Annotated in this window: 14 protein-coding genes; 12 read left to right on the plus strand and 2 right to left on the minus strand. The window is 57.6% G+C overall.

Going from position 1 to position 17,638, the window contains the following annotated elements:
* Nucleotides 1-308: 308 nt before the first annotated feature.
* From FHP24_RS20420 to FHP24_RS20455, 6 genes are all read left to right on the plus strand, one after another.
* The gene (locus FHP24_RS20420; protein WP_246091872.1) at nt 309-1,487 is read left to right on the plus strand and encodes an ATP-binding protein; all 1,179 of its coding nucleotides are present in this window, start codon (nt 309-311) and stop codon (nt 1,485-1,487) included.
* Nucleotides 1,488-3,468: 1,981 nt separating this feature from the next.
* Nucleotides 3,469-4,461 carry a 2-dehydro-3-deoxygalactonokinase gene (locus FHP24_RS20435; protein ID WP_139678083.1) on the plus strand — a complete coding sequence of 331 codons (993 nt, stop codon included), beginning with the start codon at nt 3,469-3,471 and terminating at the stop codon, nt 4,459-4,461.
* 28 nt (nt 4,462-4,489) lie between these two features.
* Nucleotides 4,490-5,791 carry an MFS transporter gene (locus FHP24_RS20440; RefSeq protein ID WP_139678084.1) on the plus strand — a complete coding sequence of 434 codons (1,302 nt, stop codon included), beginning with the start codon at nt 4,490-4,492 and terminating at the stop codon, nt 5,789-5,791.
* A gap of 27 nt (nt 5,792-5,818) precedes the next feature.
* A complete protein-coding gene (locus FHP24_RS20445; protein WP_139678085.1) occupies nt 5,819-6,469 on the plus strand; it encodes a bifunctional 4-hydroxy-2-oxoglutarate aldolase/2-dehydro-3-deoxy-phosphogluconate aldolase in 651 nt (216 codons plus the stop codon).
* A gap of 36 nt (nt 6,470-6,505) precedes the next feature.
* Entirely contained in the window at nt 6,506-7,654 is a 1,149-nt protein-coding gene (gene dgoD, locus FHP24_RS20450; RefSeq protein WP_139678086.1) for a galactonate dehydratase, read from the plus strand.
* A 13-nt stretch (nt 7,655-7,667) separates the two neighbouring features.
* Nucleotides 7,668-8,624, plus strand: coding sequence for a 2-hydroxyacid dehydrogenase (locus tag FHP24_RS20455; protein ID WP_210237847.1), 957 nt, complete (start codon nt 7,668-7,670; stop codon nt 8,622-8,624).
* A gap of 133 nt (nt 8,625-8,757) precedes the next feature.
* Here FHP24_RS20455 and FHP24_RS20460 read toward each other — a convergent pair whose 3' ends face one another.
* Together FHP24_RS20460 and FHP24_RS20470 are read right to left on the minus strand one after the other, a co-directional pair.
* Nucleotides 8,758-9,609: an IclR family transcriptional regulator gene (locus tag FHP24_RS20460; protein WP_210237848.1), complete on the minus strand. Its 852-nt coding sequence runs from the start codon at nt 9,607-9,609 to the stop codon at nt 8,758-8,760.
* Between the two features lie 1,066 nt (nt 9,610-10,675).
* Nucleotides 10,676-11,431 carry a FadR/GntR family transcriptional regulator gene (locus FHP24_RS20470; protein ID WP_139678087.1) on the minus strand — a complete coding sequence of 252 codons (756 nt, stop codon included), beginning with the start codon at nt 11,429-11,431 and terminating at the stop codon, nt 10,676-10,678.
* Between the two features lie 459 nt (nt 11,432-11,890).
* Between FHP24_RS20470 and FHP24_RS20475 the strand changes: the two genes are divergently transcribed.
* From FHP24_RS20475 to FHP24_RS20500, 6 genes are all read left to right on the plus strand, one after another.
* A complete protein-coding gene (locus FHP24_RS20475; protein ID WP_139678346.1) occupies nt 11,891-12,364 on the plus strand; it encodes a RidA family protein in 474 nt (157 codons plus the stop codon).
* Between the two features lie 22 nt (nt 12,365-12,386).
* On the plus strand, nt 12,387-13,142 hold the full coding sequence (locus tag FHP24_RS20480; protein ID WP_139678088.1) for an amino acid ABC transporter ATP-binding protein: 756 nt from the start codon (nt 12,387-12,389) through the stop codon (nt 13,140-13,142).
* Nucleotides 13,143-13,152: 10 nt separating this feature from the next.
* Nucleotides 13,153-13,821, plus strand: a complete 669-nt coding sequence (locus FHP24_RS20485) for an amino acid ABC transporter permease (protein ID WP_139678089.1) — start codon at nt 13,153-13,155, stop codon at nt 13,819-13,821.
* Between the two features lie 9 nt (nt 13,822-13,830).
* A complete protein-coding gene (locus FHP24_RS20490; protein ID WP_139678090.1) occupies nt 13,831-14,481 on the plus strand; it encodes an amino acid ABC transporter permease in 651 nt (216 codons plus the stop codon).
* 41 nt (nt 14,482-14,522) lie between these two features.
* The gene (locus FHP24_RS20495) at nt 14,523-15,368 is read left to right on the plus strand and encodes a transporter substrate-binding domain-containing protein (RefSeq protein ID WP_139678091.1); all 846 of its coding nucleotides are present in this window, start codon (nt 14,523-14,525) and stop codon (nt 15,366-15,368) included.
* 175 nt (nt 15,369-15,543) lie between these two features.
* Complete coding sequence (locus FHP24_RS20500) at nt 15,544-17,634, plus strand: hydantoinase/oxoprolinase family protein (protein ID WP_139678092.1); 2,091 nt, start codon at nt 15,544-15,546, stop codon at nt 17,632-17,634.
* The last annotated feature ends 4 nt before the right edge of the window (nt 17,635-17,638 follow it).

Raw genomic sequence — 17,638 nt, forward strand, 5'->3', positions numbered from 1 at the left:
CATGTCTTTGTGTTACGCTTTATTGCGGGCGGGCGTTGGAACCCGATCGACATAAAACTTAATGTCGTTTTTCGAATGAAGGCTTTATCCTCGGTCCGACCAGCCCCGCGACATGGGGCATATTGTTTTCTATATCGGGCTGTGTAGCCCCAGGGGGCACTTTGGGATTTCGGGTCTCCCGGTTGATCTCGACCATACAAGGCCAGATCACCGCAGTGATTTTCGCTTGCCTGATCATTGCTTTCGTAATTGGTTCGACATTGGAAACCTGGGTTCGGGAGGAATACAACGCTCCCGATATGGAAAGTATGTCGGCCCAAGTGTCGGCGATCGCCTCGGTCCTCGCATCGGCTACTCCCGCGGAAAAAGGTTTGGTTCTTGCCGCGGCCAATCGAGAAGACGGGCGTCTGAGCTTGCAGCCCCTCTCGTATTCCGAACGGTTCACCACATCCTCGCCTGACGAGCCCTTCCTTCAGATTGCAGTCGATCGGCTCATTCCTCCGGAAAATCATCCCGTACCATTCGGAGGCTGGAGGACGTTCGTTGATGGTAAACGTGTTCTTGCCGCCAGGGTCGATAATGACACGCTTCTCGTAAGGGAACTTCCCGAAAGCTTCCTTCGTAACGACGCACTGATATTCGGCGCGAATTATCTGGTCGCGACCGTCACGCTTCTCATCCTGTTTTCGGTCTTCGCGGTTCGGGCGCTCACCAGCCCGCTTCGACGTATCGCTTCCGCTGCGATGAAGGCGGATATATCGCTTGGGCCCGCAATTTTCGAAGAGCGCGGGAGTGTCGAGATCGTGACGCTCGCCCGCGCGCTAAATGGCATGCAGCGCCGTATTTCGACGATGGTCGAGTCGCGGACAAGAATGCTACGCGGCATCAGCCATGACCTGAGGACGCCGTTGACGCGCCTGCGGCTGCGGGCTGAACGGGTGAATGAGGGAGAAGTAAGGGAAGCACTGCTGGGAGATATCGAGCGTATCGACAGGCTGTTGAAGGAGAGCCTTGGCTACCTTCGTGACAACCATCAACGGGAACTATCGCAACGCGCCGATTTGGCCTCAGTATTGCAGACAACCTGCGATGAGTTCGCCGATATGGGACATGACGTGAATTACAATGGCCCGGCACGCATGGTCACCAGATTTAAACCTCTGGCGCTGACGCGCGCGATCACCAATCTTTGCGAAAACGCTGTAAAGTTCGGCACTCATGTGAATGTCGAACTATGCATAAGTGATGGTCAGGCGATGATCGACGTCATGGATGATGGGCCCGGCATTCCTGAGGAATATCGGAGCCGCGTTCTTGAACCATTCTTCAAGGTGGATACGGCTCGCCACGACACCGAAACCGGGTTCGGCCTCGGTCTTTCCATCGTTGTTGAAATCATCCAAGCCCATAATGGAAAATTGGTGCTGCTCGATCGAGAACACGGTGGGCTCGTGGCGAGGCTCGTACTGCCATTGGAGCAGAAGTAGTACGGCGGCAGGCCCCAAAACTCCACCATAATAATCGAATTCTTGGTAATCACTTCGAAGTCGATGTCAGGAAGAATGGCCTCCAGTTCTCTTGCTGAAAGCCAAGCCAACAAGGCTTTCCCCAAAACCGTCGCTGTAATGTCAGGCAGTGTCCGACCCAGCTGCGAATGATGATGGCCGTGGGGCTCTCAAGCTTGAGAACGTAAATCGCAGTTTGTCCCTCCATTGGCTCTATTAAGGCTGGTATGAGTTGTCGTGTCCGACGCGTCGGTCGCCACCAGCACCGCCGCCTGTCATATTTAAAGCCCGCGGACTGACAACGCCGATGACTGGGTGTCGTTAGCGACGGACGGAACAGACGGCGATCCGAGCGGCGAATGCGCTCTCTTCCAGACGTATCGTGATAGCTTCGATGATGATCTCGGGACGGCTGGCTTTCTTGATCGGCAGCTCGGAAACAGATGGGTCAACGATAACTGCTGCGAACTCCACTGCATCCTCGGGTGCAGGGAGAGCCAGCTTACCTTGCAATCATCCGCCAGCTGGATAGGTGGTTCGGATTCGGGCCGTGTCGCTCGGCCACCTTAGTGACCATCGCGCCTTGCCGAAAGACTCTCCGAAGCTATCTGCGCCTCGACCGCACCCGGTGAATTGATGGCGGGTGCCCGCAACCAAGATCAAACAACGGAATCGAGGACGCCGCTCATCAAAAAGCTCCTCCGCGAATGCGTCGAGGAGCTTTTCTGAGTTAAGTCTCAGCAAGATCTAGTGAGGTCCTGGACGTCTTTACAAGGCAATCACGAAAGGTCGAAGCTCATCCTGTGCCTAGTGGGTGCGGCATAGAAGCGACCAGACCATGCAGAGTACTCCAAGCGGCTTCATGACGCATGTCAACGCTTGGCTAGCCGAATATCCGGTCGAAATGCGCTCCCAAGTTGTCCCATGATCTTTTACAGAATGGCCTTCGATCGGATTTTAGGCGAAGTTACTTCGATGGTCATCACCATTTTGCAATAGAGACTGGAATACAGCAGCCTCTACCGCCAACTGACAAAACACGTCTTCGTCGATATAACTGGCTGGCTAATGTGATCGCGAGACGATAGACCAATCATCGATGCCGGGATCGTTTGCGAGATCGGCTACGCGATCGATGGAATGCACTATGTCACGCCGGCAAATCACTGGCGCATCGACGACTATGTCCACTGGCACGTTCGTCGGCAAGTCGGATGCTGAAAGTCCAGCAGAAGGGCATTCCGGTGTGTTTTACTGTCACCCCATCTCGACGGCATTGTATTTTTCCGCGCCGTCTTCAATCACGACATCCAGTATCGCTCTGTTATAGTTTTTGGCGAAGCCGAGTTTTGCGCCAGTGATGTCGTTGAAAAAAGTGTGAGTGCCGCGGTCGTATCAAGTGTGAATTCGCCTGCAGTCCCTAACCGTGGCGGACACGGTCTAGATTTCTTTTGTATTTTTTGTGGAGCATCGGTTCATGCGAGATGACTGCCTTGCGGTTCGCCCATGATGGGAGACATGCAAGCATAATTCATGCGGGCAGGGTGTATCGGGACAAGTGGCCGACTGTGACCATGGCAAACGGCATGAAGTTCAATCCACCTTTGGTGCATCCAATATTCGGAGAAGCGCCCTCTTTTCTCTAGGCTGGCTGCTGCGCGATGGGGTTTCAAATGGGTGGCATCGATCATCAACTGCTGGGACTTGTCGTTGGAAGAGTCCGGTAGCCGTTTCCTTATCCATCGCGGAACATAGCGGCCCCGAAGCGAATTTCATCCCGCCATGCTGCAATGCGGCATTTTTACCTTTGACCGTCGCCCACTGCAGGTATATCTAAATATGAGATGCTTATCTCATTATTTGAGACAAATGATGCATCGATTTAAAGCATCCTGGATGCGGCTCACTGCCTCCTTCCCGGAGCAATCATAATTTAACAGCCGAACCGCGGGAGGGGTTTTCGATGCTGATTACCACTTTAGATACAGGTACCACCAACACCCGCGTAATCGCATGGCGCGACGGTTCTCCAGTCGCCGAAGCCGGGAGGCCAGTAGGTGTTCGCGATACAGCCATCACCGGCAGTACGGACAAGCTCAAGGCAGCTGTCGGTGAGGCATTGTCGGAAGCGCTCGCCGGTGCAAACATATCCCCGGACGAGAAATGCCTCTATCTCGCCTCGGGCATGATCACCTCTAACAACGGTCTTCGCGAAATCCCTCACCTGCCCGCACCTGCAGGTAAAACCGAACTTGCGGCAGGCATGCAGTCGGTCGAACTTCCCGGCGTGACCGACCAGCCGATCTGGCTTATCCCGGGTGTCAAGAACAGGGCCGGTGCCATTTCCATCGATGACTGCGATGAAATGGACATCATGCGCGGCGAGGAAACCGAGGCAATCGGCGTGCTGCATGCGCTCGGCATCAGCGGGCCTGCGGTGCTGATCCTGCCGGGCTCGCATGCGAAATTCGTCGGCATTGATGAAGCCGGCCGGATCTCCGGATCGATCACCACCATTTCCGGAGAACTGCTTGATGTCATCAGCCGCCATACACTGATTGCCGGATCGGTCGATCATGGTTTCGCCGAGAAGGTCAATTCCGAAGCCTTGCTTAAGGGAGCCGGCGTCGGCGCCCGACTCGGAATAGGACGGTCCGCTTTTCTCGTGCGCCTCCTTGATCTCTTCGGTGATCTCGACCGCGATGGCCGAGCCAGTTTTCTGCTCGGCGCAGTTCTCGCCAGCGACCTTATCGCGCTCAAGAGCAGCAACTCGCTTAACGTTCTGCCCGACAGTCGGATCATTGTTGCCGGCAAGGCAGGACTGCGGGACGCGTTGATGGAGCTGATTGCCGCCGACCCATATTTCACCGGCCCGATCGAGACGGTGCCGGACGGCATACATTCTATTTCTGCCTTGGGCGCCATGGAAATTGCGCGCGTCCGCGGACTGATTTGAGGACTTCAGAAGTAAAGGGAAGAGAGAAATGTCTATTCAACACGCTGCGGCGCCAGCCAAGAGTGCCGGTAGCCGCAGATGGATCATCGTGGCTATCCTTCTAGTTGGCGGAATGGTCAATTTCGTTGACCGCACGGCTTTGTCTGTCGCTGCGCCGGAGATGATGAAGGAACTCCAGCTCAGCAATTCCGATATCGGACTGCTCGGCACGATTTTTTCGCTGATATACGCTATATTTCAGCTGCCGGCCGGCTGGCTGATCGATAAGTTCGGTGCCAAGCGCGTTTATACGGGAGCGATAATCCTGTGGAGCGGCGCCACAGCGCTGACCGGTGTCTGCTCGTCCAAATTTGGCCTGATTGCCGCTCGCGCGGTTCTCGGTGTCACCGAGGCCCCATGCTGGCCGAGTGCAGCCAAGATCACCGCCGCCTGGTTCCCGAAGAAGGAGAGGGCGCTTGCGACCGGCATCTGGGACGCCGCTTCGAAATGGGGCCCGGCACTTGCACCGCCGCTGCTGGTGTATCTGATGGTCAGCTTCGGCTGGCGCGAACTGTTCTACATTGCCGGCGGTTTCGGCATCCTGTTCGGCCTGCTGCTGATCGTCGCCTATCACCAGCCGGAAAAGACAAGCTGGCTGTCCAAGGAAGAGCTTGATTACATCAAGGCCGATGGCGGCGGCACCCCAACGGAACTGGGCAAGGGTGAAAACCCCATCCGCTGGCGCGATCTTTTCGGTTATCGCGTTGTCTGGGGAATGATCCTCGGCTGGTTCTGCTACATCTGGATGTTCAACATCCTCACTTATTTCGTGCCGCTCTATCTGCTGAAAACCCAGAACCTCGACATGAAGACGATGGGCTTTCTCGCCTCGGTACCGTTCTTCGGCGGCATCGTCGGTGCCTTCCTTGGCGGCTACGTCTCCAAATGGCTGGTCGACAAGAACATCGCTTCGCCACTCAACGCAAAGCGTGCCGTCATCTCCGTCTCGGCTCTGCTCGGCGGCTTTGCATTGATGCTTGCCCCCTTCTTCACCAGCCTCGGTGGAACGCTCGCCTTGTTGACCATCGGCATGGCCATGCTGTCGTCGCTGTCGGCCAATGGCTGGGCCCTGCCTGGCGACGTCGCACCCAGCTCGATGGTCGGTTCGGTCGGCAGCATCCAGAATTTCGGCGGTTATTTCGCCGGTTCGCTGTCGCCACTGGTCACCGGCATGATCGTCGATGCCACGGGTTCTTATGCACTCGCTTTCATCAGCGGTGGCTTCATCGCTGCCTGCTCGGCCATTTGCTACTGGTTCATCGTCCGCACGCCGATCGAAGCAAAGGTATAAATACCACCATCCAGAAAGGTTGATCCAATGCTGAAACAAGAGGTTATCGCCACCATCCGGGAAAGCGGCATCATTGCCATCGCCCGCGGGCTTTCGCCCGCCGACGTGGTGCCAACAGCCCAGGCGCTGCTCGAAGGCGGCGTCAAGGTGTTCGAGATCACCTGCAACAGCCCTTCCGTCTATGAGGGCATCCGGGCGCTGAAGGCGGCGCTCGGAGACCGGATGCGGATCGGGGCTGGAACGGTGGTCAATCCGGTTTCTGCGACACTGGCGCTCGATGCCGGCGCCGATTTCGTTCTCGCTCCCAATTTCGAGCCGGACGTGATCGCAGCCGTCCACGAGCGGCAGCGGCTGATGATCCCCTCGGTCACAACGCCAACCGAAGTGGTGAAAGCCTATCGGCTCGGCTGCGACCTGCTAAAACTGTTTCCGGCCGGCAGCCTCGGTCCCGGTTACATCAAGGATATCAGGGGACCGTTCGCCGAGGCGGCTCTCATTCCGGTTGGCGGTGTCGGCCTGGATAATCTGGAAGCCTTCGCTTGCGCCGGTGCCTTTGCCGCCGGCGTCGGCAGCAATCTCGTCCGTCGCGACCTGATCGCGGCCGGAAACTGGCAGGAATTGACCGCCGAGGCACGCCGCTTCGTCGCCGCCTTTGCAGCCGGACGCGTCGGCGCCTGATCGTGCCGGCCATTTTCCAATCTGGAGTTATTTTCAATGAAGATCACCAAACTCACTACCTATCGCCTGCCGCCGCGTTGGATGTTCCTGAAGATCGAGACGGATGAAGGCGTCACCGGCTGGGGCGAGCCTGTCATCGAAGGCCGTGCCCGCAGCGTCGAAGCCGCCGTGCACGAACTCAGCGAATATCTGATCGGCAAGGATCCCGCCCGCATCAATGATCTCTGGCAGGTTCTCTATCGCGCCGGTTTCTATCGCGGTGGCCCGATCCTGATGAGCGCCATCGCCGGCATCGACCAGGCATTGTGGGATATCAAGGGCAAGGTGCTCGATGCGCCGGTCTACGAGCTGCTGGGTGGTCTCGTTCGCGATCGCATCAAGGCTTATTCCTGGGTCGGCGGCGACCGTCCAGCTGATGTCATCGCCAATATCCGCACGCTGCAGGAAATCGGCTTCGACACGTTCAAGCTGAACGGCTGCGAGGAAATGGGCATTATCGACAGCTCGGCCAAGATCGATGCCGCCGTTGCCGTCGTTGCCGAAATCCGAAGCGCTTTCGGCAATACGATCGAATTCGGTCTCGACTTCCATGGCCGCGTCGCAGCGCCCATGGCAAAAGTGCTCATTCACGAGCTGGAACCGTTCCGCCCCTTGTTCATCGAGGAACCGGTACTGGCCGAACAGGCCGAATATTATCCGCGCCTTGCAGCCCAGACTCATATTCCGATTGCCGCCGGCGAGCGGATGTTCTCCCGCTTCGACTTCAAGCGCGTGCTCGAAGGCGGCGGCATCTCCATCCTCCAGCCGGACCTTAGCCATGCCGGCGGCATTTCGGAATGCTTCCGCATCGCCGCCATGGCCGAAGCCTATGACGTGGCGCTCGCCCCCCATTGCCCGCTCGGACCGTTGGCGCTAGCATCGTGCCTTGCCGTCGATTTCGTCTCGCACAATGCTGTGTTCCAGGAACAGAGCATGGGCATCCATTACAACAAGGGTGCCGAACTGTTCGACTATGTCGCCAACAAGGACGATTTCCGCATCGAGGATGGCTGGTTTTATCCCAACAAGCGCCCCGGTCTCGGTGTCGAGGTCGACGAAGAACTGGTCATCGAACGGTCCAAGACGGCGCCCGACTGGCGCAATCCGGTATGGCGCCTTGCCGACGGCTCCGTGGCGGAATGGTAGGAACAGGAAGCAGATGACGATGTTCGACAAGACCGAAGCGAGAGTGGTCAAGGCCGCCTTTCTGCCCCCGGCGCTGGCAAAGCGTCTCGACGAAACCTGCACGCTCGCCGACTGGGAACTTTTGGATGAGGCCGAGCGGCAGACGGCCGCCGAAAATGCCCGCGTTTTGGCCGTCAACGGCGAATCCGTGATCACGGCCGAGTTCATCGCCCAGTTTCCCAAGCTGGAACTGATTGCCGATTTCGGCGTCGGTTACGACGGCATCGACGTGGCCGCCGCCCATGCACGTGGCATTGCAGTGACCAATACGCCCGGCGTACTGACTGACGATGTCGCCGACATGGCGATGGGTCTGCTGCTTGCCACCTCACGCCAGATCGTCGAAGCACAGCGCTTCGTCGAGCGTGGGGAATGGGCAAAGGGCGGTTTCACCTGGACAAAGAAAGTCTCCGGCGGCAAGCTTGGCATAGCCGGCATGGGCCGCATTGGTCAGGCAATCGCCCGCCGCGCGTCAGGCTTCGACATGGTGATCAGCTATACCGACCGACAGCCGATTGCTGGCTTGCCTTATGCTTTCGCTGCCGATCTGAAAACCCTGGCGAGTGAAGTGGATTTCCTCATCATCTGCGTCAATGGCGGTGAGAAGACCCGCGCCCTCGTCGATGCCGAGATTTTGACGGCGCTCGGTGCGGACGGAATCCTTATCAACATTGCACGCGGAACGGTGGTCGACGAGACGGCGCTGATTGCGGCACTTGACGCTGGAACGATTGCAGGTGCCGGGCTCGACGTATTCGAACGCGAGCCGGAAGTCCCGGCGGCGTTGTATGGTCGCCCGAACGTTGTCGTCACGCCCCATATGGCAAGCGCCACGCATGCAACGCGAAAAGCCATGGGAGATTTGGTTTTCGACAATGTTGCTGCCCATTTTTCTGGCGAGGCACTGATAACGCCGGTCACCCCTTATTGAGGCGAAGCAGCGCCGGGCAAGGCAGCTTGGCCGGCGCTGTTTTACAACATTAATCGATGTGCGAGACTTTGATGGGTGCTCGGCGTCTGCGCCGCACCGCGACCTTCGAGCAAAAGTCTCTTCGTCATGAGCACTACGCTTGCGCCGCTTCGGCCGGCACGTTTCCAAGTGCAGCGGAGATCGACTTTGCGGTCTCCGCAACGACTGGGCCTAGTTCGAGCATACGCTCCTTCGACATATGAAAGCTGGCGCTCGCTATGCTGACTGCCGCAACAACTTCGCCGTTTATGTCGAAGATCGGGGCGCCAACGCAGCGGATACCGACTTCGTTCTCCTCGAATTCCATCACCCAGCCGCGTTCGCGATAATCAAGCATGGCCGCACGATAATCGGACCACTCGGGTAGGGGAGGACGCTCGCTATTGATCCGCTCGCGCAGCAATACCGCCTCGTCATAGACTTCACGCCACCGTTCTTCCGACATGCCGAGCATCAGTGCCCGTCCGACACCGGTAGAGGCAAGCGGCATGCGCTGGCCGATGCGGGAACGCATTTCAAGGCCACGCTGACCGGACAGCTTGTCGAGATAGAGGACGTGCGGTCCCTCGATCTGTCCGAGATGGATGGTATCGCCGCAGAAATCGGCAAGCTTTTCGAGAAAGGGGCGAGCCAGTTGTGTGAGGGGCCGCTGTTCGCGCGCCCGAGTTCCGAGATAGATGAGCTTATAGCCCAGGGTGTAGCCCTGATAAGGGACGTGATGAAGGTAGCCCTCCGCCACCAGATTGCTCAGCACCCTATGGGTTGTGCTGCGCGGCATGCCCAGACGCTCTGACAAGCCCTTCACATCACGAATACCGTGGGCGACATGCTCAAGCAGATTGAGGCCGCGTAGCAAGGTCTGGGTTCCGCTCGGTGATTTGCCGCGGGAGGAAAGCTCAGTCTCTTCAATGTGGGCATGTCCATGCTTGACGGGCTGACGTGCCAAAAACGATTCTCCATTTAAAAAGTGGCCACAGGCAGCCTCTTACCCCCTCTTACTGCAAGAGCGGAGCGCCGACCATAAGTAGGGCAGCAATTAGGGGTAGAGGGTCACATTATTGGCAGCAGAGTGAAATGGGGCTTATTGTCCTTCAGGTCCAAAGTGGCGCAAGCGTGCCGATCTCTCAGGACGTGTCCATGGCATCGATTTCGACGCGAGAGATCAGCACGCCTTCCATGTCGGAGGCCTGTCATCTTGAGAACGGCTTCGGGAAACCGTTCGCGGGCCACCTCGAATGCGCAGAGATCGCGTCAACCTCAGCGATGTCGTTAAAGCTCAACGCAAGATCGATGCGGAACATCCAGGGTTCTGCACTAGTGGCCAGGCGTATCTGATCGAAAGTATCGATGATTGTCGTGCAAATGGTGTTGGAAATTCTGTCCACCGCCTCGGCGCTATCTGCTTGTTAAATGTCTCGCGGTGGTGATCCCAATGTTCTCTCTGTTGTGTGAACTCCGTTTCCAAATATCCTTTGACCAAGTCTCGACCTCACAGGAGAGATTAAGAGCCAAGGCGTGAAATTAGGCATTGTCCGTTCGAGCGATGCAAAACTGCATGGCTGCGCTGCAATTAACCGTCTTACTGCGGCCTGCAAATCCGCGTATCCATATGTCAACGAAGCAATGCATCTCCTCCCGCAGAGCTTCGGGTTTCAGGCGACCCTATCCTCCTCCCAAGGGAAGCCTGGCAGAACGCGGCACTCCTCCTCCCAGCCGTTGTTCTATTATTTTAAAAGCCTGCCGCACCTCCTCCCGCGGCAGGCTTTTTCATTTCTCCGAAAAGTTGAAAGCAAGCTGCGGCCGTCTTCTTTGTTCTGATCGCTGATCGCTGATCGCTGATTGGTGATGGCAGTCTCGTTGCTGGCTTGAAGAGAAGGTCGGCTTGCGGGCTTTGATGCCGTCGTGTTTGCCTATCCGTGGATGAGATCTTTGATATCCGCGGACCTGCACTTGGCTTGCCGCTTCTCGATGTTGTTCATAGCGCCAACCTCACTTATCGGCGGCCAAAGCCGCTAATCCTCGCGTGCTACGTTACTCAGCGGAGAATGGGTTCCATCTGAAAATCCACGATAACGCAGGTGGCTGCGGTTGAGATGTGCCCGCATTGCCTCGCGTGCTTGTTCCGCGCTGCCCGAACTGATCGCTTCGCAGATAGCCCGGTGCTCGACTACGGTGTTTTGAATATAGTCTTGGGTGATCAGGGCGGGGTTGAGCTGCTTCGAAAATGCCGGCTGTGGCAATATCTGCAGGCTCATCAGACTGAAGAACTCGATGAACGCACCGTTATTCGTCGCTTCTGCAATCGAGCGATGAAAAACGAAATCGAGATGATCGAGCGCAGTTTCGTCTTCCAGCGAGGCCTCGAATTGGCGGGCGGCATTCCATATGTTGGATTCCTGCGCCCAGGAGCGGCGGACCGCTGCGAGACCAGCGGCATGAACCTCGAAAGCCATCCGCAACTCGATAAGGTCCATGAAAGACGTTTTCAGGCGAGACAGCGGAGCCAAGGCGGCATCTGCATCAAACATGTCGGCGGCAGCTTCGCCCGTTGAGCGAGGAAGATTGCTGACGAACACACCAACACCGTGACGCGCTTCAACGACGCCTTCCGACCTCAGAGCGGAAACGACCTCCCGGATGATCGTTCTGCTGACGCCGAATTGCTGAGACAATTCGCCGAGAGAGCCGATCTTGTCACCCTTCGAAAGCTGACTCTCGCCGATATGGCTTTTTAGAGCCTTGATGGTTCGGTCCGTCAATGTTTCCAAGTTTTAGCCATCCAAATCGCATTGTTGCTGCGCTTTATGCGCGTTTTATAGATAAGGTAACATTACCTGGCGCAGTGATGCTACCACCTCTTCACAAAAATTGTCGTATAGAGTGCGCACACTCGGCCGAATGGCACCTCCTCCAAATACCTTTCGGCAGCAATCAGCCAAAAATTTTGTAAAATAAAAATTCTCTATTTTGGTTTTCGAGGAAAAATTAGATAAAATATTACCACTGTAAAATATTGATATAATTAGATTTTTTACAAATAAATAAACGATTGCTTTTAGCGAGATAGTACCTCTTGTTTGGATATTGACAAGAGGTGTTATTTCAATAATCCTTATCCACACAAAAAGCGGAACGGCGCCGACGATATTGAAAATCGATCGGTGACATGTTCCCGGGAACAGGTCCGCGCAATTCTGCGCGTTCTTAAAATTAAATGGAAAATTGCTATGGGTGTCGTCTCCGCACGTCTCTCCGAGCTGGGCATCGTATTGCCTTCGCTAGCGCCGGCTTCAGGTAATTATATCCCCCACCGACTGGTGGGGAGCCTGCTGTTCATTTCGGGTCAAATTCCACGGATCGATGGCGTGGAGCACTTCGTTGGCGTCGTCGGCGAAAGTATTTCGCCGGAAGACGGTTACAAGGCGGCGCGGCTGTGTGCGCTCAATATCGTCGCAAGAGTGAATACGGCGTTGGACGGTGATCTTGACCGGGTCGTCGCCTGCGCGCAGTTGCGTGGTTTCGTCAATGCACCGCCAGAATTCAAGGCGCATCCGGCCGTCATCGATGGCGCCTCGGATCTGCTTGTCGAGATTTTCGGAGAGAAAGGCCGGCATGTCCGCACCGCGCTCGGTGCGGGATCGCTGCCGCGCGGATCATCGGTCGAGGTCGATGCCGTATTTGAAGTCGCATTGAAAGCCTGACAACAAAAAAGGGGAACTGGCCATGACCGGGACCAGCGCATCGGAACAAGCCATCGCCATGAGCGGCGTCAATAAGTGGTACGGCCATATGCAGGTGCTGAAGGGGATCGATCTCGAGGTCGGCCGAGGCGAACACATCGTTCTGTGCGGTCCATCGGGCTCTGGCAAGTCCACTCTTATTCGGTGCATCAATCACTTGGAGGAAATTCAGCAGGGCACAGTCACCGTCAATGGGACGACGCTCAGCCAGAAGGGGAGCAATGCCGACCATATCCGCCGTGATGTCGGCATGGTGTTCCAGCAGTTCAACCTGTTTCCGCATTTGACAGTTCTCGAAAACTGCATGCTGGCGCAGCGCCGGGTGCGCAAGGCATCGGTTGCCGATGCCAAGGAAAAGGCGATGCGCCATCTTGAGCGCGTCCACATTGCCGAGCAGGCGCTGAAATATCCGGCGCAGCTTTCCGGCGGCCAGCAGCAGCGCGTGGCGATTGCCCGTGCACTCTGCATGGATCCCAAGATCATGCTGTTCGATGAGCCGACCTCGGCACTCGACCCAGAGATGGTGAAGGAGGTTCTCGATACGATGATCTCGCTCGCCGACGATGGCATCACGATGATCTGCGTCACGCACGAGATGGGATTTGCCCGCGCCGTCGCCCACCGCGTCATCTTCATGGACCGCGGCGAGATCATCGAAAGCGCCAAGCCGGATGTGTTCTTCAGCAATCCGAGCCATGAACGCACCAAGGCGTTTCTCAGCCAGATTCTCAACCACTGAGGGGTGGCAGGTGAACTATTCATTCGATTTTAGTCCCGTTTTTGCTGCATGGCCGATGCTTCTCGATGGCATTTTGGGAACATTGAGAATGTCGTCGCTGTCCATGGTCTTCGGCCTGGCCCTCGGTCTAGTGTTCATGCTGATGCGGATGAGCAAGCTTCCCATGCTGCGTTCGATCGCCATCGGTTACATCGAGCTGATCCGCAACACGCCGATCCTGGTACAGGTGTTTTTCGTCTTCTTCGGCATGCCGGCACTCGGCATCCGGTTGAGCGGCGAGCAGGCGGCGATCCTGGCGATGACGCTGAACTGTGCGGCTTACGCAGCGGAGATCGTGCGCGGCGGTGTCCAGTCCATCCGTCCTGGCCAGATCGAGGCGGGCAGGGCGCTCGGCATGCACTCTGTCGATATCTACCGCTTCATTGTGTTCCGGCCGGCGATCAGGGCGGTTTACCCGGCTCTCTGCAGCCAATTCATCCTGATGATGCTGAATTCCAGCCTGATGTCGTCGGTGTCGGCCGAAGAGCTGACCTATTTCGCCCAGACTCTGGATTCCCAGACGTTCCGCAGCTTCGAGATCTATTTCACCCTCGGCGTCATCTATCTGGCGATGTCGCAGTTCTTCTCCATCGCTCTCGGCTTGATCGGCCGGGTCTATTTCTCCTACCCGGCAAAGTGAGGCACTGCGATGATCCGTCAGTTTGGTTGGGGAGAATTCCTCTTTCTGCTCGAAGGCGCGCGCTGGACCATCGTTCTGTCGCTTCTCGCCTTCACCTTCGGAGGCATTCTCGGTTTGGCCATAGCGCTTGGCCGTACCAGCAAATGGAAGTCGCTGCGCATCCTCACAGCGACCTACATCCAGATTTTCCAGGGCACGCCGCTGCTGGTGCAGCTGTTCTTCGTCTACTTCGGCCTGCCGCTTCTCGGCTTCAAGGTCGATGTCTGGGTAGCGCTGACCATCGGTCTGTCGCTCCACACCAGCGCGTTTCTGGGTGAAATCTGGCGCGGCAGCATCCAGGCCGTTCCCGATGGACAGGGCGAGGCGGCACGGGCGCTTGGCATCGGTTACATGCATCGCATGGTGGATGTCGTGCTGCCGCAGGCCTTTCGCATCGGCCTGCCGGCCACCATCAGTTTCCTCGTCAACCTGATCAAGGGCACGGCACTCGCTGCGCTGCTGGGTCTCACGGAGCTTACCCGCTCCGGCCAGTTGATGGCCAACATCACGTTTCAGCCGCTGCAGGTCTATGGGGCGGTGGCAGTGATCTACTTCTTCATCTGCCTGCCCCTGACCTACTGCAGTTCACGCATCGAACGACGTCTCAACGCCGCGCGGTAAAACAAGAACGAATGTCAAAAAAACCAACCAGAGGTAACTACATGTTCAATACAGCATTGACCTTTTCGCGTTCGAAAGTCCTGGGCGGTCTTGCCGCCGCACTGTTCGCCGCGACCTCTTTTGTAACGACGGCGCTTGCCGTGACGCCCGAGGAAATCAAGGCTAAGGGTACCGCGACCATCGGCGTGCAGATGGATCAGTTTCCGTGGGGCTTCATCGACGCCAAGGGCGGCAATGACGGTTTCGACATCGAGATCGCCAAGCTGATCGGCAAGGAACTCGGCGTCGAGGTGAAGTTCGAGCGCATTACCGGCCAGAACCGCATTCCGCTGCTGGTCAACGGCAATGTCGACTTCCTGGTGCCGTCGATGACAATCACCGAAGAGCGCGCCAAGGTCATCCAGTATGTCATTCCCTATTCGTCGAACGACATTACCGTCTGGGGCAAGACGGATGCTGCAATCAAAAGCGGCGAGGATCTCGGTAAATATGTGATCGGGGTCAACCGCGGCAGCGCCTTCGATACGTTGCTCGTCAAGACGGCTCCGGCAAACACCGAGATCAAGCGCTTCGACGACGATGCGACAACCGTTCAGTCGCTTCTTTCCGGTCAGGTCGATGCCATCCTCGGGAGCGTGACCTACGGTCTTGTCATCAAGCAGACCGGTTACGACAAGCAGTTCGAGCGCAAGTTCAAAGTTGCGGACAATTTCCAGGGCATGGCCGTCCGCAAGGGCGATACCGAAATGCTGGCCTTCCTCACCGATTTCGTGACCCGTCATACTGCCGATGGTTCGCTGGACGCGATCTACAAGAAGTGGATCGGCGTCGACCGCGCAAAACTGCCGACAACGCTGCCGGGCGTCGACTTCACCGGCAAGCAGTAACGCTGAAGCCCTGCGCGACCGCCGAAGAGCCGCCGCGCAGGGCACCAGAAACATCAACCACTGAAGAGCTTTTGACCCCCGCCTGTTTGCGCGGGCGGGGACAGGCCGCTGCACGCCGAAATTTGAGCCTTCCCGGCGCGGCAAGACAGCTCACACATGGAGCATGAGTTAGAAAATGGCGAAAGATGGCATGCAGATCAGGGTCGGTGTCGATATCGGCGGCACCTTCACCGACGTTGCGATGGAGGTCGGCATCACGCTCCATTCGATCAAAGTCCTCACCGACTATTCCTTCCCCGAAAACGCGATCGTCAAGGGCATCCGCCAGGTGGCCGAGGTTGCCGGTGTCGAGCTTTCGCAGATCGACACGATCATTCACGGCACCACGCTGGCCACCAACGCGCTGATCGAGCGCCGTGGTGCCCGCACCGCCTTCATCACCACCAAGGGTTTTCGCGACGTCATCGAGATGCGCACCGAAAGCCGTTTCGAGCAGTATGACCTCGACATCGTGCTGCCGGCGCCGCTGGTGCCACGCAACGAACGTTTCGTCATCGACGAGCGCATCGGTGCCGATGGTTCGGTGCTGAAAGCTCTCGATCTCGCCGAGGTCGACGCGCTGTGCGACGAGATCATAGCCGCCGATTATAACAGCGTCGCCATCGGCTTCATCCATTCCTATCTCAACGGCGCGCATGAAAAGGTCGTCCGCGACCATCTTCTGGCCAAGAAAGCCGATATTTCGGTGTCGATCTCGTCGGAAGTGTCGCCGCAGATGCGCGAGTTCCAGCGTTTCAACACCGTCTGCGCCAATGCCTTCGTCAAGCCGCTGATGGCATCCTATCTCAACCGGCTCGTCGGCCGTCTGACCGAAGAGGGCACGCGTTGCCCGGTCTTCATGATCCATTCGGGCGGCGGTATCATCAGCGTCGAAAGCGCCATCGAATTTCCGGTGCGCCTGCTCGAATCCGGGCCTGCCGGCGGGGCGATCTTCGCGGCGCATATCGCCAGCAGCTACGGTCTCGACCAGGTTCTGTCCTACGACATGGGCGGCACGACCGCAAAGATCTGCCTGATCGAGAACCAGACGCCAAAAACCTCGAAAACCTTCGAAGTGGCCCGTACCTGGCGCTTCAAGAAGGGTAGCGGCATGCCGATCTCCATTCCGGTCATCGAGATGGTCGAAATCGGCGCCGGCGGCGGCTCGATCGCCACCATCGACAGCATGCGCCAGATCCGTGTCGGTCCGCACAGCGCCGGCTCCGAGCCGGGTCCTGCCTGCTACGGCCGCGGCGGCGCCAACCCGACCGTTACCGATGCTGACCTGATCCTCGGCCGCCTCGATCCTGACGAGTTTGCCGGTGGCACGATGAAGCTCGACCGTCCGGCTTCCGACAAGGCGATGGATGCGGATCTCGCATCGAAGCTCGACACCGACATCGCTACGGCCGCCTATGGTCTGAGCGAAGTGGTCGACGAGAACATGAGCAACGCCGCCCGCATGCATGCGGTGGAAAACGGTAAGGAGCTTTCCGAGTTCACAATGATCGCCTTTGGTGGTGCCGCCCCCATCCATGCTGCCCGCCTGTGCGAAAAGCTCGGCATGTCGGACCTGCTGATCCCGCCGGGTGCGGGTGTCGGTTCGGCCATCGGTTTTCTGCGCGCGCCCTTCGGATTCGAAAGTGTGCGCAGCGCCTATAGCCGCCTCAGCCGTTTCGAGGCAGGAGGGATCAACCAGACGATCATGGACCTCAGCGCCGAGGCAATCTCCTTCGTGCGCTCGGGTTCGCCCGAGGCTGACCCGGATCTCGAATGCACGGCCTACATGCGTTATGTTGGCCAGGGCTGGGAAGTGCCGGTCACAATTGACGTGCGCGATTATGCCGATGCGGATGGCGATCTGTTCAAGACACTGTTCGACGAACAGTACGAGCATTTCTTCGGTCGCGTCATCGATGGTCTCGATGTCGAGATCGTCAGCTGGTCGCTGCGTGCCACCTCCAAGGTCGCACCGCCTGAACGGGTCGGCAGAACGGCAAAGGCCGGCGCCGCCAAGGTTCGTGGCACCCGCGAGATTTTCGATGTGCAGGAAGAAACCTTCCAGCAGGCATCGGTCGTGTCGCGCACCGACATGAAGCCGGGTGACTGGGTTGCCGGCCCCGCGGTCATCACCGAACGGGAAACCTCGACCATCATTACCGCCAGCCGCGAAGTCATCATGCAGGCCGATGGCTGCCTGCTCATTCGCGTCAAGCAGAGCGCCTGAACGG

The sequence above is a fragment of the Aliirhizobium smilacinae genome (assembly GCF_006335145.1).
In the GTDB taxonomy this organism is placed as follows: Bacteria; Pseudomonadota; Alphaproteobacteria; order Rhizobiales; family Rhizobiaceae; genus Neorhizobium; species Neorhizobium smilacinae.